20 protein-coding genes and 1 pseudogene are annotated in these 26,262 nt (G+C 63.6%); 12 read left to right on the forward strand and 9 right to left on the reverse strand.

Translation table 11 applies throughout. The annotated features are described in order from the left end of the window. Window positions 1–23: 23 nt before the first annotated feature. From sucC to lpdA, 6 genes are all read left to right on the forward strand, one after another. Complete coding sequence (gene sucC, locus AUC70_RS15380; RefSeq protein WP_069445663.1) at window positions 24–1,190, forward strand: ADP-forming succinate--CoA ligase subunit beta; 1,167 nt, start codon at window positions 24–26, stop codon at window positions 1,188–1,190. A 59-nt stretch (window positions 1,191–1,249) separates the two neighbouring features. Next, complete coding sequence (gene sucD / locus AUC70_RS15385; RefSeq protein ID WP_069445664.1) at window positions 1,250–2,122, forward strand: succinate--CoA ligase subunit alpha; 873 nt, start codon at window positions 1,250–1,252, stop codon at window positions 2,120–2,122. Between the two features lie 78 nt (window positions 2,123–2,200). Continuing rightward, window positions 2,201–5,089 carry a 2-oxoglutarate dehydrogenase E1 component gene (locus AUC70_RS15390; protein WP_069445665.1) on the forward strand — a complete coding sequence of 963 codons (2,889 nt, stop codon included), beginning with the start codon at window positions 2,201–2,203 and terminating at the stop codon, window positions 5,087–5,089. Window positions 5,090–5,160: 71 nt separating this feature from the next. Then, window positions 5,161–6,465, forward strand: coding sequence for a 2-oxoglutarate dehydrogenase complex dihydrolipoyllysine-residue succinyltransferase (gene odhB / locus AUC70_RS15395; protein ID WP_069445666.1), 1,305 nt, complete (start codon window positions 5,161–5,163; stop codon window positions 6,463–6,465). A 4-nt stretch (window positions 6,466–6,469) separates the two neighbouring features. Continuing rightward, complete coding sequence (locus tag AUC70_RS15400) at window positions 6,470–7,585, forward strand: hypothetical protein (RefSeq protein ID WP_069445667.1); 1,116 nt, start codon at window positions 6,470–6,472, stop codon at window positions 7,583–7,585. Beyond that, window positions 7,582–8,985: a dihydrolipoyl dehydrogenase gene (gene lpdA, locus AUC70_RS15405; RefSeq protein ID WP_069445668.1), complete on the forward strand. Its 1,404-nt coding sequence runs from the start codon at window positions 7,582–7,584 to the stop codon at window positions 8,983–8,985. Before AUC70_RS15400 ends, lpdA begins: the two co-directional genes overlap by 4 nt. A gap of 23 nt (window positions 8,986–9,008) precedes the next feature. Here the strand turns inward: lpdA and AUC70_RS15410 are convergent, their stop codons facing one another. The 5 genes from AUC70_RS15410 to AUC70_RS15430 all read right to left on the reverse strand — a co-directional run bounded on the left by AUC70_RS15410 (window position 9,009) and on the right by AUC70_RS15430 (window position 13,928). Further along, window positions 9,009–10,181: an ABC transporter permease gene (locus AUC70_RS15410; protein WP_069445669.1), complete on the reverse strand. Its 1,173-nt coding sequence runs from the start codon at window positions 10,179–10,181 to the stop codon at window positions 9,009–9,011. Then, on the reverse strand, window positions 10,178–11,107 hold the full coding sequence (locus AUC70_RS15415; protein WP_069445670.1) for an ABC transporter ATP-binding protein: 930 nt from the start codon (window positions 11,105–11,107) through the stop codon (window positions 10,178–10,180). The genes AUC70_RS15410 and AUC70_RS15415 overlap by 4 nt, the downstream gene beginning before the upstream one ends. 10 nt (window positions 11,108–11,117) lie before the next feature. Then, window positions 11,118–12,092 carry an HlyD family secretion protein gene (locus AUC70_RS15420; RefSeq protein ID WP_069445671.1) on the reverse strand — a complete coding sequence of 325 codons (975 nt, stop codon included), beginning with the start codon at window positions 12,090–12,092 and terminating at the stop codon, window positions 11,118–11,120. A gap of 61 nt (window positions 12,093–12,153) precedes the next feature. Continuing rightward, on the reverse strand, window positions 12,154–12,753 hold the full coding sequence (locus tag AUC70_RS15425; RefSeq protein WP_083241647.1) for a TetR/AcrR family transcriptional regulator: 600 nt from the start codon (window positions 12,751–12,753) through the stop codon (window positions 12,154–12,156). Between the two features lie 203 nt (window positions 12,754–12,956). Continuing rightward, complete coding sequence (locus AUC70_RS15430; RefSeq protein ID WP_069445672.1) at window positions 12,957–13,928, reverse strand: tyrosine recombinase XerC; 972 nt, start codon at window positions 13,926–13,928, stop codon at window positions 12,957–12,959. 31 nt (window positions 13,929–13,959) lie between these two features. Here AUC70_RS15430 and AUC70_RS15435 point away from each other — a divergent pair. The 6 genes and pseudogenes from AUC70_RS15435 (at window position 13,960) to AUC70_RS15460 (ending at window position 21,360) form a co-directional block, all read left to right on the forward strand. Next, window positions 13,960–16,243, forward strand: a pseudogene (locus tag AUC70_RS15435) (primosomal protein N'). Window positions 16,244–16,469: 226 nt separating this feature from the next. Continuing rightward, window positions 16,470–17,030: a F0F1 ATP synthase subunit delta gene (locus tag AUC70_RS15440; protein WP_069445673.1), complete on the forward strand. Its 561-nt coding sequence runs from the start codon at window positions 16,470–16,472 to the stop codon at window positions 17,028–17,030. Next, window positions 17,030–18,559: a F0F1 ATP synthase subunit alpha gene (gene atpA, locus AUC70_RS15445; protein WP_069445674.1), complete on the forward strand. Its 1,530-nt coding sequence runs from the start codon at window positions 17,030–17,032 to the stop codon at window positions 18,557–18,559. Before AUC70_RS15440 ends, atpA begins: the two co-directional genes overlap by 1 nt. A gap of 8 nt (window positions 18,560–18,567) precedes the next feature. Beyond that, on the forward strand, window positions 18,568–19,455 hold the full coding sequence (locus AUC70_RS15450; protein WP_069445675.1) for a F0F1 ATP synthase subunit gamma: 888 nt from the start codon (window positions 18,568–18,570) through the stop codon (window positions 19,453–19,455). Between the two features lie 19 nt (window positions 19,456–19,474). Continuing rightward, window positions 19,475–20,959, forward strand: a complete 1,485-nt coding sequence (atpD, locus tag AUC70_RS15455; RefSeq protein ID WP_083241648.1) for a F0F1 ATP synthase subunit beta — start codon at window positions 19,475–19,477, stop codon at window positions 20,957–20,959. Continuing rightward, the gene (locus AUC70_RS15460; RefSeq protein WP_069445676.1) at window positions 20,959–21,360 is read left to right on the forward strand and encodes a F0F1 ATP synthase subunit epsilon; all 402 of its coding nucleotides are present in this window, start codon (window positions 20,959–20,961) and stop codon (window positions 21,358–21,360) included. Before atpD ends, AUC70_RS15460 begins: the two co-directional genes overlap by 1 nt. Before the next feature lie 96 nt (window positions 21,361–21,456). On the opposite strand, the gene AUC70_RS15465 is transcribed toward AUC70_RS15460, so the two are convergent. The 4 genes from AUC70_RS15465 to AUC70_RS15480 all read right to left on the reverse strand — a co-directional run bounded on the left by AUC70_RS15465 (window position 21,457) and on the right by AUC70_RS15480 (window position 26,177). Beyond that, window positions 21,457–21,963 (reverse strand): RNA pyrophosphohydrolase, encoded by a 507-nt coding sequence (locus AUC70_RS15465; protein WP_069445757.1) that lies wholly within the window; start codon window positions 21,961–21,963, stop codon window positions 21,457–21,459. A gap of 92 nt (window positions 21,964–22,055) precedes the next feature. Next, a complete protein-coding gene (locus AUC70_RS15470; protein ID WP_069445677.1) occupies window positions 22,056–22,889 on the reverse strand; it encodes a divergent polysaccharide deacetylase family protein in 834 nt (277 codons plus the stop codon). A 559-nt stretch (window positions 22,890–23,448) separates the two neighbouring features. Continuing rightward, on the reverse strand, window positions 23,449–24,816 hold the full coding sequence (locus AUC70_RS15475) for a S41 family peptidase (RefSeq protein WP_083241669.1): 1,368 nt from the start codon (window positions 24,814–24,816) through the stop codon (window positions 23,449–23,451). Then, window positions 24,813–26,177 (reverse strand): murein hydrolase activator EnvC family protein, encoded by a 1,365-nt coding sequence (locus AUC70_RS15480; RefSeq protein ID WP_069445678.1) that lies wholly within the window; start codon window positions 26,175–26,177, stop codon window positions 24,813–24,815. The genes AUC70_RS15475 and AUC70_RS15480 overlap by 4 nt, the downstream gene beginning before the upstream one ends. Between the last annotated feature and the right edge of the window lie 85 nt (window positions 26,178–26,262).

Below are 26,262 nucleotides of genomic sequence, written 5' to 3' on the forward strand. Positions count from 1 at the left end.
GTTCCGCGTCCGGAGAGTCTTTTATGAACATTCACGAATACCAGGCGAAGGATCTGCTCAAGGCCTTCGGTGCCCCCGTCGGCAACGGCGTGGTCGCCACCACCGCCGACGAAGCGGTCGAAAAGGCCAAGGCGCTCAACGGCGACGTTCTCGTCGTGAAGGCGCAGATCCACGCCGGCGGACGCGGGAAGGGCGGCGGCGTCAAGATCGTCAAGACCATCCAAGAGATGCATGCTGAAGCCGACCGGATGCTCGGCAAGGCTTTGATTACGCCGCAGACCGGCCCCAAGGGACGGGTCGTACGCAGCGTCTTCGTCACCGAAGGCACCGCCATCGACCGCGAGCTCTACCTGTCGCTCTTGGTCGATCGCGCCACGGGACGGATCGCCTTCGTCGCCTCGACCGAGGGCGGCGTGAACATCGAGGAAGTGGCGGCGGAGACGCCCGAGAAGATCACCACCGTCGATGTGGACCCCGCATCGGGCCTCAGCGCCTTTCATGGGCGCGTGATCGCCGATGCTCTGGAGCTCAAAGGCGATCTCGCCAAGCAGTGCGGCAAGCTTATCAAGCAGCTCTACACGCTCTTCGTCGAGAAGGACGCCAGCCTCATCGAGATCAACCCGCTGGTCGTCACCAAGGACGGCCAGCTCGAATGCCTCGATGCGAAGATGGGGTTTGAGGACAACGCGCTGTTCCGCCATCCGGACATCGAGGCGCTGCGCGACTTCCATGAGGAGGACCCGGCCGAGGTCGAAGCCTCCAAGCACGACCTCTCTTACGTCAAGCTCGATGGCAATATCGGCTGCATGGTCAACGGTGCCGGGCTCGCCATGGCGACCATGGACATCATTAAGTACTATGGCGCCGAGCCTGCGAACTTCCTAGACGTTGGAGGTGGTGCAACCACGGAGAAGGTCACCGCGGCTTTCAAGCTGATCCTCTCGGACCCCAATGTTAAGGGAGTGCTGGTGAACATTTTCGGCGGCATCATGCGCTGCGATACGATTGCCGAGGGCATCATTGCCGCGGCCAAGGAGACAAATATCGGCGTGCCGCTGGTCGTCCGCCTCGAAGGGACCAACGTAGAGCGCGGCAAGGAGCTCCTGTCGCAATCGGGGCTGGACATCATCCCCGCCGACGACCTGGACGACGCCGCCAAGAAAGCGGTGGCTGCCATTGGAGTCGCCTAGCGTCCGCGCCTTGAATCTCGTGTCACAAATCCTTCCACAAACCGGCCTAGCTTTGCATCATGTCAGTCCTCGTCAATAAGAACACGCGCGTCATTTGCCAGGGTTTCACAGGCTCCCAAGGCACATTCCACACCGAACAAGCGATCGCCTACGGGACCAAGATGGTCGGTGGCGTCACCCCCGGCAAAGGCGGCACGACGCATCTCGATCTGCCGGTCTTCGACACGGTGCGCGACGCCGTCGCCGCGACCGGCGCGACCGCGTCGGCCATCTACGTTCCGCCGCCCTTTGCCGCCGACGCGATCCTCGAGGCGATCGATGCGGGCATTGAGCTTGCCGTGTGCATCACCGAGGGCGTTCCCGTCCTCGACATGGTCAAGGTCAAGCGCGCGCTCATTGGCTCGGGCACGCGGCTGATCGGCCCCAACTGCCCCGGCATCATCACACCGGGCGAATGCAAGATCGGCATCATGCCGGGACACATCCACAAGCCTGGACGCGTCGGCATTGTCTCCCGGTCCGGCACGTTGACCTACGAGGCCGTGGCGCAGACCACTGCCGTCGGCTTTGGCCAGACGACCTGCATCGGCATCGGCGGCGACCCGGTCAACGGGACGAATTTCATCGACGCGCTCGCGCTCTTCCTTGAAGACGATGCCACCGAGGCTATCATCATGATCGGCGAGATCGGCGGCAGTGCCGAGGAAGAAGCCGCGGAATTCTTGGTTAAGGCCGGCAATAAGAAGCCAATCGTAGGCTTCGTAGCCGCGCGACGGCGCCCCCCGGACCGCCGCATGGGACATGCCGGTGCCGTTATTTCGGGCGGCAAGGGCGACGCAAAGAGCAAAATTGAGGCAATGCAGGACGCCGGTATCGTGGTGTCCCATTCCCCTGCAGCGCTTGGAACAACGCTTGCAGGAATATTCAGCTAAAGGTGCGCTGGGCGCCAAACGCTTGCCTTTATTGCCCGGCACGCCGGAGGTCCTGATAAGGACCCTTAGGTTGGTGCCATGACACGTTACGAAGCTAGCGACGTTTTCGCCCAGACCTCCTTTCTGGATGGCGCCAACGCCACCTATCTCGCCGAACTTTACGCGCTGTACGAGGCCGACCCGTCATCGGTGTCCGAGGACTGGCGCCACTTCTTCGCCAATCTCGGCGACGACGCCAAGAACGTCATCGCCGATGCGCAAGGCCCCTCGTGGGGTGCCTGGAACCGTGCGCCGTCGTGGAAGAGCGGCGCGCAGCCGACCGCCAGGGCCATCGCGCCCGACGGCGCGCTGACCCAGGCCGAAGCACTCGACGCTGCCCGCGATACACTGGGCGCACGCATGCTGATCCGCGCCTACCGCACGCGTGGCCATCTGATCGCCAAGCTGGATCCGTTACGTCTGATCGAACGCGGCGCCCATCCCGAACTCAACCCCGAGACCTATGGCTTCACATCGGCGGACTATTCGCGGCCCATCTATATCGGCGGCGCGCTGGGATTCGAGTTCGCCGATCTCGCCCAAGTGCTTGCGGTTCTGGAAAAGACCTATGGCGGCACGATCGGCTTCGAATACATGCACATCTCCGACCCCGATCAGCGGGCCTGGCTGCAGAAGCGAATCGAAGGCTCGGAGATCCAATTCACCGAGCAGGGCAAGCGGGCCATCCTAAACAAGCTGATCGAGTCCGAAGGCTCCGAGCGCTTCCTCAACGTGAAATACACGGGCACCAAGCGCTTCGGCCTCGACGGCGGCGAGTCCATGGTTCCGGCGCTCGAACAGATCATCAAGCGCGGCGGCCAGCTCGGTGTCCGCGAGATCGTCATCGGCATGCCCCATCGCGGGCGGCTGAACGTGCTCGCCAATGTGATGGCCAAGCCCTGGCGCGCCATCTTCAACGAGTTCCGCGGCGGCTCTGCTCACCCCGACGACGTCGAGGGCTCGGGCGACGTGAAGTACCATCTCGGCGCCTCGTCGGACCGCGAGTTCGACGACAACCGGGTGCATCTGTCCCTCACCGCGAACCCGTCGCACCTCGAGATCGTCGATCCCGTGGTCCTCGGTAAGGTGCGCGCCAAGCAAGACCAGGCGGGCGACACCAAGCGCAAGACGATCATGCCGCTGCTGCTCCACGGCGATGCGGCCTTCGCCGGCCAGGGCGTCGTGGCCGAGTGCCTCGGGCTGTCAGGCCTTCGAGGCCACCGCACCGGCGGGGGGATCCATTTCATCGTGAACAACCAGATCGGGTTCACCACGGCGCCGCGCTTCTCGCGCTCATCGCCCTACCCCTCTGACGTCGCCAAGATGATCGACGCGCCGATCTTCCACGTGAACGGCGACGATCCGGAAGCCGTCGTCCATGTCACGAAAATCGCCACCGAGTTCCGGCAGCGTTTCGGCAAGCCCGTCGTCATCGACATGTTCTGTTATCGCCGCCACGGCCACAACGAGGCGGACGAGCCCGCCTTCACGCAGCCGCTGATGTATCAGCGCATCGCCGAGCACCCCCGGGTGGTCGAGATCTACGCGGACCGGCTGGTCAAGGAAGGCGTCCTCATGAAGGACGAGGTCGATGGGCTGCAGGCTCAGTTCCGCGACTACCTCGAAGAGGAGTTCAAGGCCGGCGAGACCTATAGACCGAACCGCGCCGACTGGCTGGACGGGCGTGGTCGGGCATTGGCTTTGCCGGACGAAGGGGCAAGGCGCGGACTGACCGGCGTCGACCTCGATGTCCTGCGCGAAGTCGGGCACAAGCTGACGAAGATTCCCGCGACCCTGACGCCGCACAAGACGATCGCCCGCATCATGGCGGCGCGGCGCCAGTCGATCGACGACGGCAAGGGCATCGATTGGGCGACCGCGGAGTCGCTCGCCTTCGGCACGCTGCTAGTCGAAGGCTTTAAGATCCGCCTTTCGGGCCAAGATTCCGAGCGCGGCACCTTCTCGCATCGCCATTCGGTGCTGATGGATCAGGTCAACGAGAACAAGTACACGCCGCTGAAGCATCTCGGCAAAGAGCAGGGCGATTTCGAAGTCATCAATACGATGCTCTCCGAAGAGGCCGTCCTCGGCTTCGAATACGGCTACAGCCTCGCCGAGCCCAACGCGCTCGTCCTGTGGGAAGCCCAGTTCGGCGACTTCGCCAATGGCGCGCAAGTGGTGATCGATCAGTTCATCTCGTCGGGCGAGCGCAAATGGCTGCGCATGTCGGGGCTCGTGCTTCTGCTGCCCCATGGCTATGAAGGCCAGGGACCGGAACATTCCTCCGCCCGGCTCGAGCGCTATCTCCAGCTTTGCGCCGAAGACAATTGGCAGGTCGTCAACTGCACCACGCCTGCCAACTACTTTCATGTGCTGCGGCGTCAGTTGCACCGGCAGTTCCGCAAGCCGCTTGTGCTCATGACGCCGAAATCACTGCTGCGGCACAAGAAGGTCAAATCAGACATCGAGGATTTCGGGCCCAAGTCCAGCTTTCACCGGCTCCTGTGGGACGACGCCCAACGCCTCGAGGACTCGCCCATCAAACTCGTCCCCGACGAGGAGATTCAGCGCGTCGTGCTCTGCTCCGGCAAGGTCTATTACGATCTGGAGGCCGAGCGGGAGGCGCGCGGCATCAACGACATCTATCTCCTGCGCATGGAACAGCTCTACCCGTTCCCGGCGCGCGCGCTGATCCAAGAGCTCGGACGCTTCAAGGAAGCGGAAATCGTATGGTGTCAGGAAGAGCCCAAGAACATGGGGGCTTGGACTTTCGTAGAACCAAATTTGACTTGGGTTCTGGAGCATATCGATGCCAAATCTAAGCGGCCTCGTTATGCTGGCCGCCCAAGCTCCGCGGCGACCGCCACGGGCCTGATGTCGAAGCATACGAGAGAGTTGAAAGCCCTGCTCAACGAAGCTTTGGGCTGATCTGGGAAGGTGCCGCCTCCCGGACTACGGTTGAGCAAGGAACTGGCTGGAAGGACGGACGATAGGCTGCCATGACGACAGAAATCCGGGTACCGACATTGGGCGAATCCGTCGTCGAGGCGACGGTGGGCCAGTGGTTCAAGCAAGCGGGCGAAGCTGTCGCCGCTGACGAGCCGCTGGTCGAGCTCGAAACCGACAAGGTGACGGTCGAGGTGCCGGCTCCTGCGGGCGGCGTTCTCTCCGAAATCATCGTCAAGGAAGGCGATACGGTCGAAGTGGGCGCGCTGCTCGGGTCGATCGCCGCCGGAGACGGTGCCACCGTGGCAGCCGCCCCAAAGGCCGAGACCAAAGCTGCAGAATCTATTCCCAAGCCTGCGGAACCTGCCCCCGCACCGCAGCCGGCGCCAGCACCGGCGCCGAAGCCCCTGCCCTCAAGCGTGAGCCGTATACCCGCACGGAGATCGCCCCGACCTCCAATGCCGCCTTCGCCGGCCGCCCAGAAGCTTCTCGTCGAGAAGGGACTTTCGGCTGACGAGGTGACAGGGACGGGCCGCCGGGGTCAGATCCTCAAAGGCGATGTTATCGCTGCCACGGCCGCGGCCGAGACCTTGCGCGAGACACCGCGTGCGCCGAAGCCGCCGGCACCGCCGCGCGCGCCCGTGACCGCAGACGATGCCGCGCGCGAGGAACGCGTACGCATGACGCGGCTGCGCCAGACCATCGCCAAGCGCCTGAAGGATGCCCAGGACACCGCCGCGATGCTCACCACGTTCAACGACGTGGACATGAGCCAGATCATGGAGCTGCGCAAAGAGTACAAGGACGACTTCCAGAAGCGTCACGGCGTGAAGCTCGGCTTCATGGGCTTCTTCGTGAAAGCTTGCGTGCAAGCGCTGAAAGATATTCCCGCCGTGAATGCGGAGATCGACGGGGACGACCTCGTCTACAAGAACTACTACCATGTCGGTGTCGCGGTCGGCACGGAACGCGGCCTGGTGGTTCCGGTGATCCGCGACGCGGACCGCATGAGCCTCGCCGAGATCGAGAGCGCCATCGCCGATTTCGGCGTGCGCGCCCGCGAAGGCAAGCTCGGCCTCGCCGAGATGCAGGGCGGCACCTTCACCATCTCCAACGGCGGCATTTACGGGTCGATGCTGTCGACACCGATCCTCAACGCACCGCAATCCGGCATTCTCGGCATGCACCGCATCGAGGAACGTCCCGTGGTCCGGGACGGTCAAATCGTGGCGCGCCCGATGATGTATCTGGCGCTGTCCTACGACCATCGCGTTGTTGACGGCAAAGAAGCTGTGACGTTCCTAGTGAACGTGAAGGATTCGCTTGAGAACCCCGCCCGCCTGATCCTCGATCTCTGAGACAATGGCCGAAAGTCTTTTCCTTTTTGATAGCGACAACGTTCTCAAGAAGATCGAGTCGTCCGATTTCGTAACAGAAGACGAATTCCAAAGGCTCCTCGCACAGTTCCCAGATTTGCTGACGGACGCCGACCTTGGCGAAGGCTCACCTCGACGATGGATGCTCGTTACGCGCGAAGCGCCCGTCGCTGATTCGCTGGAGGGTTCGGGACGTTGGGCTTTAGACCACCTGTTCCTCGATCAAGACGCAGTCCCCACTCTCGTTGAGGTAAAACGTGCCTCTGACACGCGCGCAAGGCGTGAGGTGGTAGCGCAGATGCTCGACTACGCAGCCAACGCAGTGAACTGGTGGAAAGTCGACGAATTGCAGAGGCTGTTTGAGAAAAGTTGTGATGAGGCTGGGACAACCCAGGACGAACGTCTATCGCAACTGCTCAATTCCAGCGAGCCGGATTTAGAAGCGTTTTGGCGGAGCGTTCAGTCTAACCTGAACAGCGGCCGCATTCGGCTTATTTTCGTTGCTGACAGAATTCCGAGCGAGCTTGCGACGATAATCGAATTTCTGAATGAACAGATGCAGTCCGCTACGGTCCTCGCGGTTGAGCTCAGACATTTTTTCAATGGAGCCGAGCGTATCCTAGCGCCTCGACTAATTGGACTCACTCAAAAGGCCACAGCTAGAAGAAGCATTGTGGTTCCAGCGCGCTCCGTCGACGACTGGATGTCCGATGTTCTCTCAGCGACGGCCAACACAGAGTCGGCCGTGCGAAAGTTCATCGACATGATGAACGACCTCGGAGCATCGACTGCCGTCGCTCAAAAGAGCTTGGCTCTCGAGTGCGGGCCGACTCGCTTGCGGGTGGCATACATTGGGGCAGATGGAAGAGTGGCAGTTTCCCTCTTTCAGCTCGCAAAGTCGCATGTGTTTGCATCCGAAGCTTCAAGATTGGCCTTGCTGCAGAGGCTTGATGAGGCTGATCTTTCGCCTTCGACGCGAACGTTACATGGAGAGCCCGCACTCACCTTGCCTAGCGTCACGAACGAAGAAAAATGGATAGTTCTCCGAAATATTTTTGAGGGGGTCTGCAAGGACCTCACAAACCAGCAGGTGACCGAATGAGTACCTCTTACGACCTGATCGTCATCGGCACCGGCCCTGGCGGCTATGTGTGCGCCATCCGCGCCGCACAGCTCGGCATGAAAGTGGCGGTGGTCGAAAAGCGCGGCACCCATGGGGGCACCTGCCTCAACGTGGGCTGTATCCCGTCCAAGGCGCTGCTGCATGCGTCCGAAGCCTATGCGGAAGCGACCGAGCATTTCGCCGAGATGGGTATCAAGGTGAAGCCGGAGCTGGACCTTGCCGCCATGCTCGCCTTCAAGGACGAAGGCGTGAAGGGCAATGTGGACGGCATCGAGTATCTCTTGAAGAAGAACAAGATCGACGCCTATGTCGGGCTCGGAACGATCCTCGCCCCGCATCAGGTCGAGGTGACGCCCGAGAAGGGCGGCAAGCAGACGCTCGAAACCAAGGCCATCGTCATCGCCACGGGCTCGGAGGTCGCGCACGTGCCGGGCATCGACGTGGACGAGAAACGCATCGTGTCGTCGACCGGCGCGCTGTCGCTGCCGAAAGTGCCGAAACGCCTGATCGTCATCGGCGGGGGCTATATCGGGCTTGAGCTCGGGTCGGTCTGGTCGCGCCTCGAGTCGGAAGTAACCGTGGTCGAAATGCTGCACACCATCACGCCGGGCCTCGACGGAGAGGTCGCCAAGCAGCTGCAGAAGATTCTCAAGAAGCAGGGTCTCACCTTCAAGCTCGGCGCGAAGGTGACCGGGGTCGACACGTCGGGCAAGTCGGTGAAGCTCACCATCGAGCCGGCGGAGGGCGGCAAGGCCGAGACGCTCGAATGCGACGTGGTGCTGGTTTCGATCGGGCGCGTCCCCAACACCGGAAGCCTAGGCCTCGCCAATGTCGGCGTCGAGACTCATGCGCGCGGGCGCATCGTCGTCGACCACCATTTCCAGACCAACGTGCCGGGCATCTACGCTATCGGCGATGTCATCGCCGGACCCATGCTGGCGCACAAAGCCGAGGAAGAAGGCGTGGCTGTCGCTGAGATCCTGGCCGGCCAGTCTGGACACGTGAACTACGACGTGATCCCGTCCGTGGTGTACACCGCGCCGGAAGTGGCATCCGTCGGCAAGACCGAAGAACAGCTCAAAGAGGACGGTATCGCCTACAAGGCCGGCAAGTTCCCCTTCACCGCCAACGGCCGCGCCAAGGTGAACCGCACCACCGAGGGCTTCGTCAAAGTGCTTGCCGATGCCGTCACCGACCGCGTGCTCGGCGTGCATATCATCGGTCCCGACGCCGGCACGATGATCGCCGAAGCCGCCGTGCTGATGGAGTTCGGCGGCTCGGCTGAAGACTTGGCGCGCACGTGCCATGCGCACCCGACGCTGAACGAGTCGGTGAAGGAAGCCGCGCTCGCCGTCGACAAGCGCCCCATTCACATGTAGCGGCTTGCGCTACGAACGCCCGCCTAATCCAGCGTGCGGCGGAAGCGCAACAGCGCGATCCCCATCGCCGCGACGAGAAAGATCACCAACGCCAGCACGTCGAGCTTCATATCGGCGAGGCCGTTTCCCTTCAGCATGATGCCGCGCGCGATACGCATGAAATGGGTCAGCGGCAGGATCTCCCCGATCACTTGCGCCCATTGCGGCATGCCGCGGAACGGAAACATGAAGCCCGACAGCAGGATGTTCGGCAGAAAGAAGAAGAACGTCATCTGCACCGCCTGAAGCTGGTTCTGCGCGATGGTCGAGAAGGTGTAGCCCACGGCGAGATTGGCGGCGGCGAACAGCGTGCTGAGCAGGACGAGTAGCCCGATACTGCCGCGGATCGGCACGTCGAACAGGTACGATGCCGCGCCGATGATGATCGTCATCTGTACGAAGCCGACGAGAACGAAAGGCGCGATCTTTCCGATCATGATCTCGACCGGCCGGATCGGCATCGCCAGCAGACTTTCCATGGTCCCGCGCTCGATCTCGCGCGTCACCGCAAGCGCCGTGAACATCATCATGGTCATGGTGAGCACGACCCCGAGCAGCCCCGGCACGATGTTGTATTGCGTCAGGCCTTCCGGGTTGTAGCGGCGCTGCAGCGTCAGTGTGAACGGCGGGGCCCGCGCTTCGACCGCAGCATCGGGCCCGCGCAGCTCGCGCCGGAGCGCCGTGTCAATCAGCCCCTGCACGGCGGCGATGGCCGTGCCGGTGGCGACGGGGTCGGTGGCATCGGCGATGACCAGCAGCGACGGCCGGTCGCCGCGCCGCACGTCGCGTTCGAAGCTCGCGGGAATCTCCACCGCGAATTGGACCGTGCCCGCCCGCAGCAACGCATCGAGCTCGGCCGAGTCCCGCACCTGCCGTTTGAATTCGAAATAGTCGCTGTTCTTCATGGCCGCGAGCACGGCGCGGGTTAGCGGACCGTCGTCGCGCGTCAGCACCGCCGTCGGCAAGTGCTTGGGGTCGGTGTTGATGGCATAGCCGAACAGTGTCAGCTGCAGGATCGGGATGAACAGCATGGTGGCGAACGTCATGCGGTCCCGGCGCATCTGGACGAATTCCTTCACCACCATGGCCCAAACCCGCTTGAGGAAGCCGGGATCCCGGCTCACCGGGGGCGCTGATTCTTGTGTGACCGCGCTCATTGGAAATTGTCCTGCGACTGGTCCATCAGCAGGATGAACACGTCCTCGAGGCTCGGCTCGCCCTGCCGCCAACGATGCGCGCCGTCTTGCCTTTTGGCCTCCACGATGGCGGCATCGAGTTTCTTGCGATCGCGGCCCGATACGTGCAGCTCGTTGCCGAAAGGCGCTACCATGTCGATCCCCTCGCGATGCTCGAGCTGGACCGCAAGGTCGTGCAAGCCAGGACCCGTCACGATCCAGGTGCTGAGGCCCGATTGCGTGATGAGGTCGTGCGCGGTCCCTCGCGCCAGCAAGTCTCCAAACGCGATATAGGCAAGCTCGTGACAGCGCTCCGCCTCGTCCATGTAATGGGTCGACACCAGCACCGTGATGCCTTCCGCCGCCAGCGCATGGATCTCGTCCCAGAACTCGCGCCGCGCCTTCGGGTCGACGCCGGCCGTCGGCTCATCCAACAGCAGGAGTTGCGGATTGGGAAGAATGCAGGCACCGAGCGCAAGGCGCTGCTTCCACCCGCCCGAGAGCTCACCGGCAAGCTGCTCCGCGCGCCCTGTCAGGCCAAGGCGCGCGATCGCTTCCTTCGCGGCCTGTCGGGGATGGGGAACGCCATAGACCCGCGCCACGAACTCCAGGTTCTCGCGAATTGAAAGATCTGTGTAGAGACTAAAGCGCTGCGTCATGTAGCCCACATGCCGCCGGATCTCGTCTTGCTGCGTGAGGATGTTGTATCCGAGGCAGGTCCCCTCACCCGCATCCGGTGTGAGGAGGCCGCAGAGAAGACGCAAGGTCGTGGTCTTGCCGCTGCCGTTGGGCCCCAGGAAGCCGTAGATCTCGCCCTTCGGCACCTGCAGGCTGAGATCGTGCACGACCGTCCGATCGCCGAATTTCTTCGTCAGCCCATGGACGTCGATTGCGATATCTTTGGTCACGGGAGACCTACTAGCTCTGCGGCAGCGTGACGGAGACGGGCTGCCCGGCCGTGAGTTCCGCCGTCTTCTCGTCGGGCCACGCCTCGACGAGAAACACGAGCTTCTTGCGCTGCTCGCGTGAAAAGATCACCGGCGGCGTGAATTCCGCATCGCGCGAAATGAACCGGATGGTCGCTGTCAGCCCTGACGGACAGCCGTCGCAGGACACGCCGACAGTCTCTCCAATGCGGAGTCCCGCACGGTCCGCCTCGGAGACGAAGAAACGGACCTTCAGATTCCCCGGCGGCAGCAGCGACACGACGGCCTGGCCCGCATTCACCACTTCGCCCGGACGGAAATAGACTTCCTCGATAGACCCAGCCGCCGGCGCGAACACCTTCCGCTTGGCGATACTCTTTTCCGTTTCGTCCAAGGCGGATCGCGCCTCGGCGACTGCTGCGTTGGCCGCCTCGATCACGCCGGAGCGGCCCGGTAGATGGGCGGCTTCGATGCGCCGTTCCGCTTCCTCTACGGCCGCATGATTGCTGTCGTGCTGCGCCACGGCGTCATCAAGCTGCGCCTTGGAGACCCAACCCTTTTCATAGAGCTGCTGGATACGATCGAGATTGAGCTGCGACTTCGTCTGCATGGCCTTGGCTCGCACCAGTGCCGACTCCAGCACCTCGATCTCGCGCGGACGCTGCAGCTCGGCCTTTGCATCGCCAAGCCGCGCTTCGGCTTCGGCCAGTCGTGCCTTGCGGGTTGCGAGTTCGGCCTTCTGCTCCGAGCTTTCGAGGGTGAACACCAGGTCGCCCTTGGCGACGGTGTCGCCTTCCTTGACTTCGAGCGATTCGATGCGCCCGCTCTTTTCCGAACCGACCAGAACCAGGTCCGCCTCCAAATAGCCCGGCACGAGACCCTGATCGCCGCCGGAGCGCGTCAGCAAAAAGAGCCCGCCGATGGCGACCGCCACGACGGCAAGGATGATGAGGGCTGTGCGTCTCATTGCGTCTCACGCCCCCGATCCCCGGTCGTGATTGCGTCGGCCACCAGATTGATATGCGTCTTTAGAAGCTCATCGGTGTCGAGATGGGCATGGGCCTCGAACAGCTGCGCCAGGTCACCGCCATCAGCGCCGGCGCCACCAGCAATTGCGGAAAGTCGTGCAAGCCGGTCGGCTTGAGCTCGCCGCGCTCAACGCCCCGGTCGATGAAGGCGCGCAGCGCGGCAATGCCCTTGGAGACCACGTGGTCGTAATAGAAGCGGGTGAGCTCCGGATGCTTGTGCCCTTCGCTGATCAGCAACCGCGCGATCAGCATGCGGCGCGACTTCACCAGGTCCTGCAGGAATGCCAGAAACGGTCCCTTGAGAAAATCCTCGCTCGGCAAATCCGAGGCGAGCATCAATTCGCGCATCTCGTCGAACGCCGGAGTCAGCACGCTGCGGACGACGGCCTTGAACAGCTCTTCCTTGGTCTTGAAATAGAGATAGGGCAGGCCCTTCGATACCTTGGCGCGGGACGCCACGTCTTCCAGGCGCGTGCCCGCGTAGCCCTTGACGGTGAATTCCTCGAAAGCCGCCGTCACGATCTCGTCCGCGCGGTCGCCTTTGCGCCCGCGCGGGGCGCCGTTCTCTTCTCTAGACTTCGTCGAGCTGCTTTTGGCCATGCCACGCTGCCTTTCCGGGAAGCTTCCGGCCCATCAGTCCCAGCGACCGTATGACGTAGGGCACGCCTCTACAAATATGACTGACTGGTCAGTACCGCAATGGCGGAAATAGAGAATCCGCGGTTTTTTGCAGCTTTGGTGAACTGCCCTCGACCGCCGTGGGGGGGGGCGTCACGAGCACGGTTTTCCGGAGACGGGCGAACTCAGGCCCGGGGGTGAGCGCTCTCGTAGGCCTTCAAGAGATGCGCGCGGTCGACCTCCGTGTAGCCCTGGGTGGTCGACAGGCTGGCGTGGCCGAGCAACTCCTGGATCGCACGCAACGCGCCCGCGCCCAGCAGATGCGTGGCGAAGGAATGGCGCAGCGCATGGGGTGTCGCCGTCGCCGGCAGGCCCAGTGCTGCCCGGGCTTTCTCCACGCGAAGCTGGATGATTCGTGGGCTGAGCCTTTTTCCGCGAACGCCGATGAAGAGCGGATCGTCGGGGCCCAGCTTCTTCGGACACAGATCGAGATAGCGCTCGACCGCCGCGCGCGCGACCGGCAGCACCGGCACGACACGGGTCTTGTTGCCCTTGCCAAGCACGCGAAGCGTATCGCGGCCTTTGATGGGTGCGCCTGAGACTTGCAGCGACAGCGCCTCGGAAATGCGAAGGCCCGACCCGTACAGCAGCGTCAGAACTGCGGTATCGCGGGCGAGAGTCCATTCCGGCGCGTCGGGCGCGGCGATGTCGGCCCCCTCCATCAGCGCGGTCGCCCTTCTCCTCGGGCAGAGTTTCGGCACCGCATGGGGCAGCTTCGGCATGGACACGGCGCGGACCGCATCGTTCTTGCCGTAGCCGCGCCGCTCCAGGAACTGGAAGAACATGCGCAGCGCACTCAACGACCGGGACAGGCTGCGGCTCCCCACATCCTGGCTGCGCCGGTAGGCAAGGAAGGAGCGCGCGTCGCGGGCCGACACCGCCAGCAGCGCCGCCATGTCCGGCGCCCCGCCGAAATGCTGGCCGAGAAAGAACAGAAATTGTCCGAGGTCACGCGTATAGGCCTCGACCGTATGGGCGGCGAGATCGCGCTCGGTAGTGAGATAGGCAAGCCAAGCCTCGACGGCGGCGGCCACATCCGGCGCCGTTCCGATCGCCGCGAGGCCCTGATAGACCCCCTCTTGCGGTTTCGAAGCCATCACGCTCCCCCAAAATAGCACAGGCGCTACTATGGGCGGGGTGAGTCCGTTAACCCCCGCTAACCCCACCCGGCGAGCCCAACACGAACGCCCGATCTTGGCCAAGTCCGAACCAGACCAGAAACTGCTGATCCCCGAGGAGCCGCCCGACACGGTGCCGGTGCTGGTTCCGCTCGCGCTGCCCGCCCCGTACGATTATCTCGTGCCGGAGGGCGTAAATGTGCGTCCGGGGTCTTTCGTGGTCGCCCCGCTCGGGCCGGTCAAATACGTGGCCGCGGTCTGGCGCCGCCCGGACGGCGCACCCGCGCCGAAGGTTCCCCGATCCAAACTGCGCGCGCTGATCGACGTGCTGGAGGATGTGCCGCCTCTGCCTGAGATCTCCATGGACTTCGCCGAGTGGGTCGCCGACTACACGCTGACGCCACCCGGCATGGTCCTGCGCATGATGATGAGCGCGAGTTCCGCGTTTCAGCCGCCCGCGCCGCGCTATGGGGTGCGCCTTGCCGGACCGCCGCCCGAGCGCATGACGCCGGCCCGGACCCGCGTGCTGGACGTGGCGGGCAACGGACTGATCTGGGTGAAGTCTCTGCTGGCGGAAGCAGCCGGGGTCAGCCCGGGCGTGATCGACGGCCTGGTCGACGCGGGCACGCTCGTGGCCGAACCCCTACCCGACACCCTCGCGCGCGAACTCGACCCGTCTCTGCTGCGCGCCGAACTCTCCGACGAGCAGAACAAAGCGGCGGTGCAACTCCTCGAGAACACAAAGAACGGCTTCGCGGTCTCGCTGCTCGACGGCGTCACGGGATCGGGCAAGACGGAGGTCTATTTCGAGGCCATCGCCCAGGCGCTCTCAGACGGCAAGCAGGCGCTCGTCATGATCCCGGAGATCGCACTGACCGCCGCCTTCCTCACCCGCTGCGAGGAGCGTTTCGGCGCGCGTCCCGCCGAATGGCATTCGGGTCTCACCCAGTCCGCGCGGGGCCGCACCTGGCGCGCGGTGGCCGAAGGAAGGCGCAGCTTGTTGTGGGCGCTCGCTCGGCGCTGTTCCTGCCCTTCCCCAGTCTCGGGCTCATCGTGGTCGATGAAGAACACGACCAAGCCTACAAGCAGGAAGACCGCGTCTCCTATCAGGCCCGCGACATGGCCGTGGTGCGGGGGCATCTGGGCAAATGTCCCGTCATCTTGAGTTCGGCGACGCCCTCGATCGAGAGCCTGGTCAACGCGGACCAAGGCCGCTACCGGCACATCCCCTTGCACGCCCGCTATCAATCGGCGGGTCTGCCCGACCTCGAAGCCATCGACATGCGCAAATCCCCGCCTCAGCGCGGGTCCTGGCTCTCGCCGGTGCTCACGGAAGCCATGGCGCAAACGCTGGGGCGCGGGGAGCAGGCGCTGCTGTTTCTCAACCGGCGCGGCTACGCGCCGCTCACGCTGTGCCGCAAATGCGGCTATCGGTTCGAGTGCCCCAACTGCTCCGCCTGGATGGTGGAGCATAGATTCCGCCATCGGCTCGAATGTCACCATTGCGGCAAGTTCGCGCCCCTGCCAGACGAATGCCCGAGTTGTGGCGCCGAGGAATCCCTCGTCGCCTGTGGGCCTGGCGTCGAGCGCATCGCCGAAGAAGTGGAGGCGCTCTTTCCGGAAGCGCGGCGCGCGATCCTCTCCTCAGACCTCACGCCGCGCATCGCGGATCTGCGCGAGACCTTGCGCGAGATCGAAGACCGCGAGGTGGACATCGTCATCGGCACGCAATTGGTCGCCAAGGGCCACCACTTTCCGGGGCTGGCGCTCGTGGGTGTGGTGGATGCCGATCTCGGCCTCGCCCAAGGAGACCCGCGCGCAGCCGAACGCACCTTCCAGCTTCTGAGCCAAGTCACCGGCCGGGCCGGACGCGAGGCCATTGCCGGGCGCGGCCTGCTCCAGACCTACATGCCCGAGCACCCTGTCCTCCAGGCCCTGGTCGCGGGCGACCGCGATGCCTTCTACGCCCAGGAGATCGAGGCGCGGCGCGAAGCGGGAATGCCGCCGTTCGGCCGCCTCGCCTCTCTTCTTATATCCGGCACAGACCGGGCCGCTGCGGAAAGTTACGCCCGGAGCCTCGCCCGGGCCGCACCGCCCGCCGAGACCATCGAGGTTCTGGGGCCCGCCGAAGCTCCACTCTCGGTAGTCCGGGGGCGCTACCGCTACCGTATTTGGTGAAAGCTCCGCGCGAGGCGGACATTCAGGCCTACTTGCGCCTCTGGATGGCGGACGCGCCCAAGGCCCGCGGCTCGATCCGCCTCTCCATCGACATCGACCCCTATAATTTCCTCTGAGCGCAGACTGAAACGCGCGCGTGCGGCGTTAGAATCGCGCGCCCTTATTGCACCGCAGTCACCCCTATGTTACAGGCTCCGCGGGGTATCCAAGGAGCGGTTCAGCGGGGCCTTTTTCGGGGCAAATTTCCGTTGACGCGGGGGCTCTAATCCCAGCATTTACCGGACTATCAAGGGTGGGTCGGCAGTTGTCTGCGCCTGCCTCAAAGGGAGAGGCTCGAGGGACTTGGCATCTGAGGATCATACCGTATCGGGCGTTGCAGGCCGCTATGCCACGGCGCTATTCGAGCTGGCGGTCGAAGAGAAGGCTCTCGAGAAAATCGAGAGCGATCTCAACCGTTTCGGCGAAGCCCTCGATGCCTCCGAAGACCTCGCCCGGCTCGTCAACAGCCCCATGTTCTCCTCCGAGGAGCAAGGCCGGGCCCTCGAAGCCGTCCTCGAGAAAGTCGAAATCGACGGCCTCACCAAGAATTTTCTGCTGCTGGTCTCCAAGAACCGCCGGCTTTTTGCCGTGCCGGGCATGATCGGCGCCTTCCGCGCGCTCCTCGCCGACCATCGCGGCGAAATCAGCGCGACGGTGGCCTCCGCCGCAGCACTCAACGACACACAGATTACAGCCCTGAAGCAGGCCCTGAAGGCCGCCCTCGGCAAGGACGTCATGCTCGAGCAGCGTGTCGATCCGAGCCTGCTCGGCGGTCTCATGGTGAAGGTCGGCAGCCGCATGATCGACACCTCGCTTCAAACAAAACTCACTCGTCTCAAGCACGCCATGAAAGAGGTTGGCTAATGGATATCAAAGCCGCCGAGATCTCCGCGATTCTCAAGGACCAGATCAAGAATTTTGGGCAGGAAGCCGAAGTGGCCGAGGTCGGCCAGGTGCTCTCCGTCGGTGACGGCATCGCCCGCGTCTACGGCCTCGACAATGTTCAGGCCGGTGAAATGGTCGAATTTGCCGACGGCACCCAGGGCATGGCCCTGAACCTGGAAATCGACAATGTCGGTATCGTGATTTTCGGCGACGACCGGAACATCGGCGAAGGCGACATCTGCAAGCGGACAGGCAACATCGTGGAAGCCCCGGTCGGCAAGGGCCTGCTCGGCCGCGTTGTCGACGGTCTCGGCAACCCGATCGACGGCAAGGGCCCCATCGATGCCACCGAAATGCGCCGCGTGGACGTGAAGGCGCCGGGCATCATCCCCCGCCAGTCCGTGCACGAGCCCATGCAGACCGGCCTCAAGGCCGTTGATGCGCTGATCCCGGTCGGCCGCGGCCAGCGCGAGCTGATCATCGGCGACCGTCAGACCGGTAAGACCGCGATCATTCTCGACACGATCCTCAATCAGAAGTCGGTCAACGATCGCGACGACGAATCCCAGCACTTGTATTGCATCTACGTGGCCATCGGCCAGAAGCGCTCGACCGTCGCGCAGTTCGTGAAGGTGCTCGAGGAGAACGGCGCGCTGCCCTACTCCATCGTTGTCGCCGCCACGGCGTCCGATCCGGCCCCGATGCAGTTCCTGGCGCCGTTCACCGGCTGCACCATGGGCGAGTATTTCCGCGACAACGGCATGCATGCCCTCGTCAACTACGACGATCTGTCCAAGCAGGCCGTTGCCTATCGCCAGATGTCGCTGCTGCTTCGCCGCCCGCCGGGACGTGAAGCCTATCCGGGCGACGTGTTCTACCTTCACTCGCGCCTGCTGGAGCGCGCGGCCAAGCTCAATGCCGAAAACGGTTCGGGCTCGCTGACCGCTCTGCCCGTCATCGAGACGCAGGCCAACGACGTGTCGGCCTATATCCCGACCAACGTGATCTCGATCACGGACGGCCAGATCTTCCTCGAAACCGACCTGTTCTATCAAGGCATCCGTCCTGCCGTGAACGTGGGCCTGTCCGTGTCCCGCGTGGGCTCCTCGGCCCAGATCAAGGCCATGAAGCAGGTCGCCGGTAAGATTAAGGGTGAGCTGGCCCAGTATCGCGAGATGGCGGCCTTCGCCCAGTTCGGCTCGGACCTCGACGCCACGACGCAGAAGCTGCTGAACCGCGGCGCGCGCCTGACCGAGCTGCTGAAGCAGCCGCAGTTCTCCCCGCTCACGGTCGAGGAGCAGGTCGTCTCCATCTACATGGGTGTGAACGGCTATCTGGACGCCTTGTCGGTGTCCGACATCGGCCGGTTCGAGGACGAATGGCTGCGCTACATGCACACCGAGCATCAGGATCTTCTCGACACCATCCGTGATGAGAAGAAGATCTCTGACGAGTCCGGCGACAAGCTGAAGGCCGCGGCCGACAAATTCGCCAAGTCCTTCGCGTGAGTTGATTCATGGCCTCGCTAAAGGAGCTTCGGAACCGTATCGCCTCGGTTAAGGCGACCCAGAAGATCACCAAGGCCATGCAGATGGTGGCTGCGGCGAAGCTTCGCCGGGCGCAGATGGCAGCCGAAGCCGCGCGCCCCTATGCCGAGCGCATGGAGGCCGTGCTTTCGAACCTGGCAGAGGCTCTCAAAGGCCTCGAGGGCGTCGGCTCACCGCTGATGGTCGGGACCGGCAAGGACGATGTGCATCTCTTGGTGGTGTGCTCCTCCGAGCGCGGCCTTTGCGGCGGCTTCAACTCGTCGATCGTCCGCAAGGCGCGCGAGAAAGTGCTGCAACTGACCGGCCAGGGCAAAGAGGTCAAGATCCTCTGCGTCGGCAAGAAGGGCTACGACCAGCTTCGCCGCCAGTTCAAGGCGCAGATCATCGACGTCATCGAGTTCCGCGGCATCAAGCAGCTCTCCTTCGAGCATGCCGATCAGGTCGGACAGAAGGTCCGGGCCATGTTCGAGGCCGGCGAGTTCGACGTGGCGACGTTGTTCTACGCCGAGTTCAAGTCGGTCATCAGCCAGACCCCGATCGCCCAGCAGATCATTCCCGCCTCTATCCCCGAAGGAAAAGAGAGCGGCGTCGATCTGGACGGCGCGATCTACGAGTACGAGCCGGAGGAATCGGAGATTCTCGCCGATCTCCTGCCGCTCAACATCACGACCCAGATTTTCAAGGCGCTGCTTGAGAACGCCGCGTCGGAGCAAGGTGCTCGCATGAGCGCCATGGATAGCGCGACGCGCAATGCCGGCGAGATGATCGGCAAGCTGACGCTGAACTATAACCGGACCCGCCAGGCCCAGATCACCAAGGAGCTGATTGAGATCATCTCCGGTGCTGAGGCCCTCTAGTCAGTCAAGGAACGGAACGATGGCAAACAAACCCGTGGTGGCAGAGACCAAGAAGCAAGAGAAGCGCATCGCCGAAGGCAAGGGGCCCAAGGGTCATATCCGCCAGGTGACCGGCGCTGTCGTCGACGTGCAGTTCGACGAGCACCTGCCCGAAATTCTGAACGCGCTCGAGACCGAGAACCAGGGCAACCGCCTCGTTCTCGAAGTGGCGCAGCATCTTGGCGAGAACACCGTTCGCACCATCGCCATGGACGCGACCGAAGGTCTCGTCCGCGGCCAGCAGGTGGTAGACACGGGCGAGCCGATCGCCGTTCCGGTGGGCGCGAAAACGCTCGGCCGCATCATGAACGTCATCGGCGAGCCGGTGGACGAGTTGGGGCCCATCGAGACCTCTGACAGCCGGCCGATCCACGCGCAGGCGCCGTCCTATGTGGACCAGGCGACGGAATCGGAAATTCTCGTCACGGGCATCAAGGTCGTCGACCTGCTCGCGCCGTACGCCAAGGGTGGCAAGATCGGCCTGTTCGGCGGCGCCGGCGTGGGCAAGACCGTGCTCATCATGGAGCTGATCAACAACGTCGCGAAGGCCCACGGCGGCTACTCCGTGTTCGCCGGCGTCGGCGAGCGCACGCGCGAGGGCAACGACCTCTATCACGAGATGATCGAGTCCGCGACAAGGATCCAAAAGGAAGGCTCGATCGAGGGTTCCAAATGCGCCCTCGTGTACGGCCAGATGAACGAGCCTCCGGGAGCCCGTGCTCGTGTGGCCCTGTCGGGCCTGACGGTCGCCGAGTCGTTCCGCGACGAAGGCCAGGACGTGCTGTTCTTCGTGGACAACATCTTCCGCTTCACGCAGGCGGGTTCGGAAGTGTCCGCCCTCTTGGGCCGCATTCCCTCGGCCGTGGGCTATCAGCCGACGCTGGCCACGGACATGGGCGCCCTGCAGGAGCGCATCACCACCACTCAGAAGGGTTCGATCACCTCGGTGCAGGCCATTTACGTGCCGGCCGACGACTTGACCGACCCGGCGCCGGCGACCTCGTTCGCCCATCTGGACGCCACCACCGTGCTGTCGCGCACCATCGCCGAGAAGGGCATCTATCCGGCCGTGGACCCGCTCGACTCCACCTCGCGCATGCTCGACCCGCGTATCCTCGGTGAGGAGCACTACGCGGTGGCCCGCCGGGTGCAGGAGATCCTGCAGCGCTACAAGGCTCTCCAGGACATCATCGCCATTCTCGGCATGGACGAGCTTTCCGAAGAGGACAAGCTCACGGTGGCCCGCGCCCGTAAGATCGAGCGCTTCCTGTCGCAGCCCTTCCACGTGGCCGAGGTCTTCACCGGTTCGCCGGGCGTCCTCGTCGACCTCAAGGACACCATCGCCGGCTTCAAGGGCCTGTGCGAGGGCGACTACGATCACCTGCCTGAAGCGGCGTTCTACATGGTCGGCACCATCGAGGAAGCCGTCGCCAGGGCCGAGAAGCTTGCAGCCGAGGCCGCTTAATGCCCGATCCGTTCAAGTTCGAACTGGTATCGCCTGAGAAGCTGGTGTTCTCGGGCGACGTTGAGCAGGTGCTCGTTCCGGGCGCCGAGGGCGACATGACCATATTGGCCAAGCACGCCCCGCTCATCACCACGTTGCGCCCTGGGCTGCTCGAGATCGACTTCCCGGACGGCAAGCGTCAGCGCTTCTTCGCCCGTGGCGGTTTCGCCGAAGTGATCCCGGCGGGCCTCACGGTTTTGGCGGAACGTGCGATCGACCTGGACGAACTCGATCCGGCGCAGCTCTCCCAGGACATTGCGGATGCCGAGGAAGACGTCGCCGACCTGTCGGGCGAGGCCAAGGACAAGGCTCAGATGACGCTTGAGCATCTCCGGCAAGTGCAGTCGGCTTTGGGCGCTTAGACCATACAGACCGCACGATAGGGCGAACGTCGAGGGAGGCTCAACGCCTCCCTTTTTTGTTGGGCGGCCCGCAAGCGCGTGTGGCCGCGCTGGCCTCTATTTGATGACGAGATGGGAAAACGCGTCGATGACGGCGGCGTAAACGTCCTGCTTGAACGGCACCACCAATGACGGCAATTCGTCCATGGGCACCCAGCGCCACGCGTCGAACTCCGCCTTGTGGTCCGGCCGCGGTTTCAAATCGATATCGCTCTCGGTTCCCTCGAAGCGCGCCGCGAACCACATCTGCCTCTGTCCGCGGTACTTGCCCTTCCAGGCGACGCCCACCAGCTCCGACGGCAGATCGTAGACGAGCCAATCCTCGGTTTGAGCCAGAAACACGGCTTTGCGGACACCGGTCTCTTCCCACAGCTCACGCCGGGCGGCCTCCTCGGGCGCCTCGCCCTTGTCGATGCCCCCTTGCGGCATCTGCCACCATTTTCCGCGCCCCTCGGACGCTGCCTTGCCACGGTCCGGGCGCCGGCCCACGAAGACGTGTCCCTCGGCGTTCAACAGCATCACGCCCGCGCACGGCCGGTAGGGAAGACTGGTCGGATCGGTCATGGCGTCGTCTTTGTTGCGCTGAGATGCCAAAGGTAGAACACAGCCCGATGAGCCATGCACCGAAGCTCTGAGTCAAGGTTCAGGATAGGGGATCAGCTTTGCTGCCGCGCCTGGACGGCGGCACTCACCGGCACGAGGACAAGCCCCTTGCTTTCCAGCGATCCGGCCCAATCGGTGATCCGCTTGACGGTGCCGGGCGCCGCCTTGGCGACACCGATGGCGGCCCCGTTTTCCTTGGCTGCCGCCTCAAGTTTGGCTAGCTGGCTGTCGATACCCCCAGCATCGAGCTGGACGTCGGCGACGTCGTATTCGAGTTCGAGGGCGGAAGCGACCCTTTTCGTCACGGCGGCGTCCGTTGAGCCGTCAGACAGGTAAACGAGCCCCCGACGTTTGAGTTCCTCGAAGATGGGGGCGACAGAGCCGAGGTCGGATTGAAATTTCTCACCCATGTAGTTCGTCACGCCGATATAGCCGGCGTAACGCGACATCGCCCATTGCAAGCGCTTGATGTTGTCTTTTGGGGGGAGTGTGGTGAGAAGTGCGTGGGGGCCGGGATCGTTCGTCGGGTAGTTGTTGGGCTCCAGGGGAATTGCGAGGAAGACCTCGTGCCCGGCCGTGCGAGCCTCTGTCACTCGCTCTTGGAGCCCGCGCCCGTAGGCGCCGTATGCGAGACTAACAGGCGGCGGCAGCCCCTTGATGATGTCGCCGTCTTGATCCCCCGGCACGCCTAAGCCGTTGAGGAGCACGGCGACCCGTGGGGGCCCGCCCTGCACGTCGGCATAGTCGGACGGACGCGCGTACACATCCGCCGGACGGCTTCCGTCCGCGGCGACCTTCGGCAAAGGACCGTAGGGTGAATCTTCGACGATGGCCGGCAGCGGGGCCTCGGGCAGCGGCTCTTCCGTCGACCGGTCGATCCCCGGCACAAGGCTCGCTAGGGCGACATTGCTGCCGCGATCCGGTGCCTGTGCGACGCTCCCGTCTCGTCTTCAATTGCGCCGCTCTGGCCGGGAAAAGCCGGCGCTGCGGGTGCCGCGGGCATCTGAGGCGCGGCCGGCGCGGTAGCGGGACCCTGGCCAGGCGGCGGCGCCATTCCCGGGGGAGAGACCCGGGCCGGCGGCGGTGTCGGCATACGGGGTGCTGTCACTGAAAAACCCGGCGGCGGCATAATCCCGCCCGGGCCCGCTGCAGCTGGCGCGGCAGCCGGCGCGGACTCGATCTGGACGACTTCCGCAGGCTCGGGTCCTGATAGAAAGATCAGCGCAATGACGCCAATCACCAAGGTCCAGAATATGATCCCCGACGCGACGGCTAGGGCCTTCATCCTGTGGCCTTCATGTTGTCGTTCTCCCCACTTCCAGACCGAACCGCCTGGATACTGCCTTTGTACCAAGGCTTGTACAACACAAGGCTAGTACATCAGATGGCAGCCGACCAAGCCCGCTGAGCGCTTTCCCACGAATTACGCTCTTGCGGACCGGCCGTCTAGTTCGCCGTCTCTGACTTGCTTGGAGCCTCGGCCTTCTGCTTCAGCTCCGTATCGACAGACTTGGTGCCGCGCAAAAGCTCGAGCCCGTAGATGAGTTGCGTGTCCTTCGTCTTGTCCTCGGGGACATACGAGGAACTGCCGGATTTCTCTTCTTTGCCTTCCTCCGGAACCCTCGTTCTTGAGATGGCGCGCAGATTGGCTTCGCCGCGTGTGCCGATAAGCTCTTCCCGCTTCTTGATGTCTTCCGGGAGTTCCTCCTCGACCACGATGTCGGGGGTGATGCCCTTGGCCTGGATCGAAACGTTCTTCGGCGTGTAGTAGCGCGCCGTGGTCAGCCGGAGAGCGCCATTCGCCGATCCCAGCGGGATAATCGTCTGCACCGAGCCCTTGCCGAAGGACTGAGTCCCGACAACGGTCGCGCGTTTCAGATCCTTGAGCGCACCTGCGACAATCTCGGATGCCGACGCGGAGCCACCGTTGATCAGCACGACAATCTGCTTGCCGTCGGTGATGTCCCCTTTCCGCGCGAACTCCTTCTGAACGTCCTCGTTGTTGCGGCCGCGCGTCGACACGATCGCCCCCTGGTCGAGGAACGCGTCCGAGACGGCGATCGCCTGATCGAGCAAGCCGCCCGGATTGTTGCGAAGGTCGACGATGTAGCCCTTGAGGTCCGGGCCAAGTTCCTTCTTGAGGTCGTTGACCGCCTTGACGAGCTTCTCGGTCGTCTGCTCGTTGAAAGAGGTAATTCGGATATAGCCGACGTCACCGCCCTCGGCGCTGAACTTCACCGGATTGATCTCGATGATGCCGCGGTTGAACTTGAACTTCATCAAGTCCTCCTGCCCCTCGCGGAGGACCATGAGGGTGATCGGCGTATCCACCTCGCCGCGCATCTTCTCGACGGCGTCTTGCAGGTTCATGCCACGGACGTTCTCGTCGTCGATCTTGGTGATCAGGTCGCCGCTCAAGATTCCAGCCTTGTCGGCGGGCGTGTCGGCAATCGGGGAGATGACCTTCACGAGGCCATCTTCCATCGTGACCTCGATGCCCAGACCGCCGAACCGGCCCTTGGTCTGGACCCGCATGTCTTCGTAGTTATCCAGGTTCAGATACGCGGAGTGCGGATCGAGCGCCGTCAGCATGCCGTTGATGGCCGACTCGATGAGCTTCTCGTTCTCGGGCTCTTCCACATAGCCCTTGCGGACGCGCTCCAACACCTCGCCAAACAGGTCGAGCTGCTTATAGATCTCCGAATTCGCGGCTTCGGCCGAAGGGCTTCGCGCCAAGCTCACCATTGTCGAGCCAGCGGCAATCACCGCAACCACCAGTAGCGCCCACAAAGCGTATTCGGACTTCCGCATCATCCTTGCACCTTCCCGGATGCCTCGGCCCACCATGGGCCGGGGTCTATTGGCCGTCCGTCCTTTCTGAATTCCACATAGAGGACGGGGCGTGAACTTTGGCCACCGGGACTACCCGGAGCCGGTGATTTGCCCATGACGGCGATCGGCTCGCCGGCAAGAACGAATTGGCCGAGGCTAACGTCAATACGGCTCATCCCCGCGAGCAAAATATGATAGCCCCCCCCAGCATTGATGATCAAGAGTTGGCCGTAGGACCGGAACGGGCCCGAATAGACCACCCAGCCGTCCGCCGGGGCCGTGACGCGGGCCTCCTCGCGGGTCTGCATCGACAGGCCCTGGACCGCCGCACCGGCAGAATCCTTGTCGCCGAAACGGTAGGTTCTCTCGCCTTGCGCCGGCAGCCGCAGACTGCCCTTGGCGTCGCCGAACGGCGTGACCGGCTTCATCCGGGCCGGATTGGCGAAGGCGACCTTTTTCGAATCCGGCTTGAGCTCGACCACCCGCTCGTTGGCAGGCGTGGCCATGACCTCCTGCTTGAGGCGCTCCCGCAGTGCCTTCTCGGCCTCGACCTCGGCGTCGTACTGCGCGACTTCCGCCTTGGCGATCTTCTTGTCGAGTTTCTCCACCAGGTCGTTCAAGGTCTCGACCTCCGAGGCCAGCGTCTGCGCCGACTCGGTCAGCGAAGCGAGCTCCTCTTGGTCCTGCGCTTCCCTGGACTGCTTCGTGGCAATGAGTTCGTCGAGACGCGCCTGCTCGGCCGAAAGCTGATCGGCCTCTCGCCGCTGCGTATCCCGCTCGGCGCGGACGCGCTCCTCGACGGCCGACAGATCCTGCAGGCTGTCGGTCAGGCTGTCGGCCTGGTACTTGAGTTCGGGATAGACCTCGGCCAGCAGCATCGCGCCGCGAACGACCTTCAGCGCATCGTCGCGTCTCGTGACGATCGCCGGGGGCGGCGTCCGTCCAATTCTCTGCATGGCGCTCAGCATGGTGACAATTGCGGCCTTTCGCTCATCGATCGAGGTCTGCATCACGTTCACCTGTGCGGTGAGTTCCGCAAGTTCGCTTTCAGTTTCGGAGAGCTTCGCCTCGCTCTCCTGAACGCGTTTGCCGGCCTCGATCAGCTCGGTCCTGAGCCGTGCCCTTTCTTCGGCCAGAGCGGCGAGGTCCTTCGTCAGGCCCTCAGCCCTAACCCGGCTGGATTCCAACTCCTGTTCGGTCTCGTCGAGACGCTTCTTGGCTTCGTCCCGCGTGAGATCGTCTTGGCCGTGCACGACGCTCACAGGCACGATAAGCAGCGCCCCAACAAGCAGGGCGGCGCGAATATTCCGAGTGGTGAAAGTCGATCGCTCGTTGTGCGCCATGCGTCCTGGCCGTTCAGTCGATGGCACCGGAGGGAAAAGGCAGAATCAAGGCAAAAGCCTTAAGAATCCTTAACCTTTAGGCCTC

The organism is Methyloceanibacter stevinii (assembly GCF_001723355.1).
In the GTDB taxonomy this organism is placed as follows: Bacteria; Pseudomonadota; Alphaproteobacteria; order Rhizobiales; family Methyloligellaceae; genus Methyloceanibacter; species Methyloceanibacter stevinii.

What these genes read in the sequence shown, in the direction of transcription:
- AUC70_RS15475 (WP_083241669.1), bottom strand. Translation starts at nt 24,816, where the DNA reads ATGATGCGGAAGTCCGAATACGCTTTGTGGGCGCTACTGGTGGTTGCG.
- sucD (WP_069445664.1), top strand. Translation starts at nt 1,250, where the DNA reads ATGTCAGTCCTCGTCAATAAGAACACGCGCGTCATTTGCCAGGGTTTC.
- AUC70_RS15425 (WP_083241647.1), bottom strand. Translation starts at nt 12,753, where the DNA reads ATGGCCAAAAGCAGCTCGACGAAGTCTAGAGAAGAGAACGGCGCCCCG.
- AUC70_RS15465 (WP_069445757.1), bottom strand. Translation starts at nt 21,963, where the DNA reads ATGACCGATCCGACCAGTCTTCCCTACCGGCCGTGCGCGGGCGTGATG.
- AUC70_RS15480 (WP_069445678.1), bottom strand. Translation starts at nt 26,177, where the DNA reads ATGGCGCACAACGAGCGATCGACTTTCACCACTCGGAATATTCGCGCC.
- AUC70_RS15400 (WP_069445667.1), top strand. Translation starts at nt 6,470, where the DNA reads ATGGCCGAAAGTCTTTTCCTTTTTGATAGCGACAACGTTCTCAAGAAG.
- atpD (WP_083241648.1), top strand. Translation starts at nt 19,475, where the DNA reads ATGGCAAACAAACCCGTGGTGGCAGAGACCAAGAAGCAAGAGAAGCGC.
- odhB (WP_069445666.1), top strand. Translation starts at nt 5,161, where the DNA reads ATGACGACAGAAATCCGGGTACCGACATTGGGCGAATCCGTCGTCGAG.
- AUC70_RS15430 (WP_069445672.1), bottom strand. Translation starts at nt 13,928, where the DNA reads ATGGCTTCGAAACCGCAAGAGGGGGTCTATCAGGGCCTCGCGGCGATC.
- AUC70_RS15410 (WP_069445669.1), bottom strand. Translation starts at nt 10,181, where the DNA reads ATGAGCGCGGTCACACAAGAATCAGCGCCCCCGGTGAGCCGGGATCCC.
- AUC70_RS15390 (WP_069445665.1), top strand. Translation starts at nt 2,201, where the DNA reads ATGACACGTTACGAAGCTAGCGACGTTTTCGCCCAGACCTCCTTTCTG.
- AUC70_RS15450 (WP_069445675.1), top strand. Translation starts at nt 18,568, where the DNA reads ATGGCCTCGCTAAAGGAGCTTCGGAACCGTATCGCCTCGGTTAAGGCG.
- atpA (WP_069445674.1), top strand. Translation starts at nt 17,030, where the DNA reads ATGGATATCAAAGCCGCCGAGATCTCCGCGATTCTCAAGGACCAGATC.
- AUC70_RS15460 (WP_069445676.1), top strand. Translation starts at nt 20,959, where the DNA reads ATGCCCGATCCGTTCAAGTTCGAACTGGTATCGCCTGAGAAGCTGGTG.
- sucC (WP_069445663.1), top strand. Translation starts at nt 24, where the DNA reads ATGAACATTCACGAATACCAGGCGAAGGATCTGCTCAAGGCCTTCGGT.
- lpdA (WP_069445668.1), top strand. Translation starts at nt 7,582, where the DNA reads ATGAGTACCTCTTACGACCTGATCGTCATCGGCACCGGCCCTGGCGGC.
- AUC70_RS15420 (WP_069445671.1), bottom strand. Translation starts at nt 12,092, where the DNA reads ATGAGACGCACAGCCCTCATCATCCTTGCCGTCGTGGCGGTCGCCATC.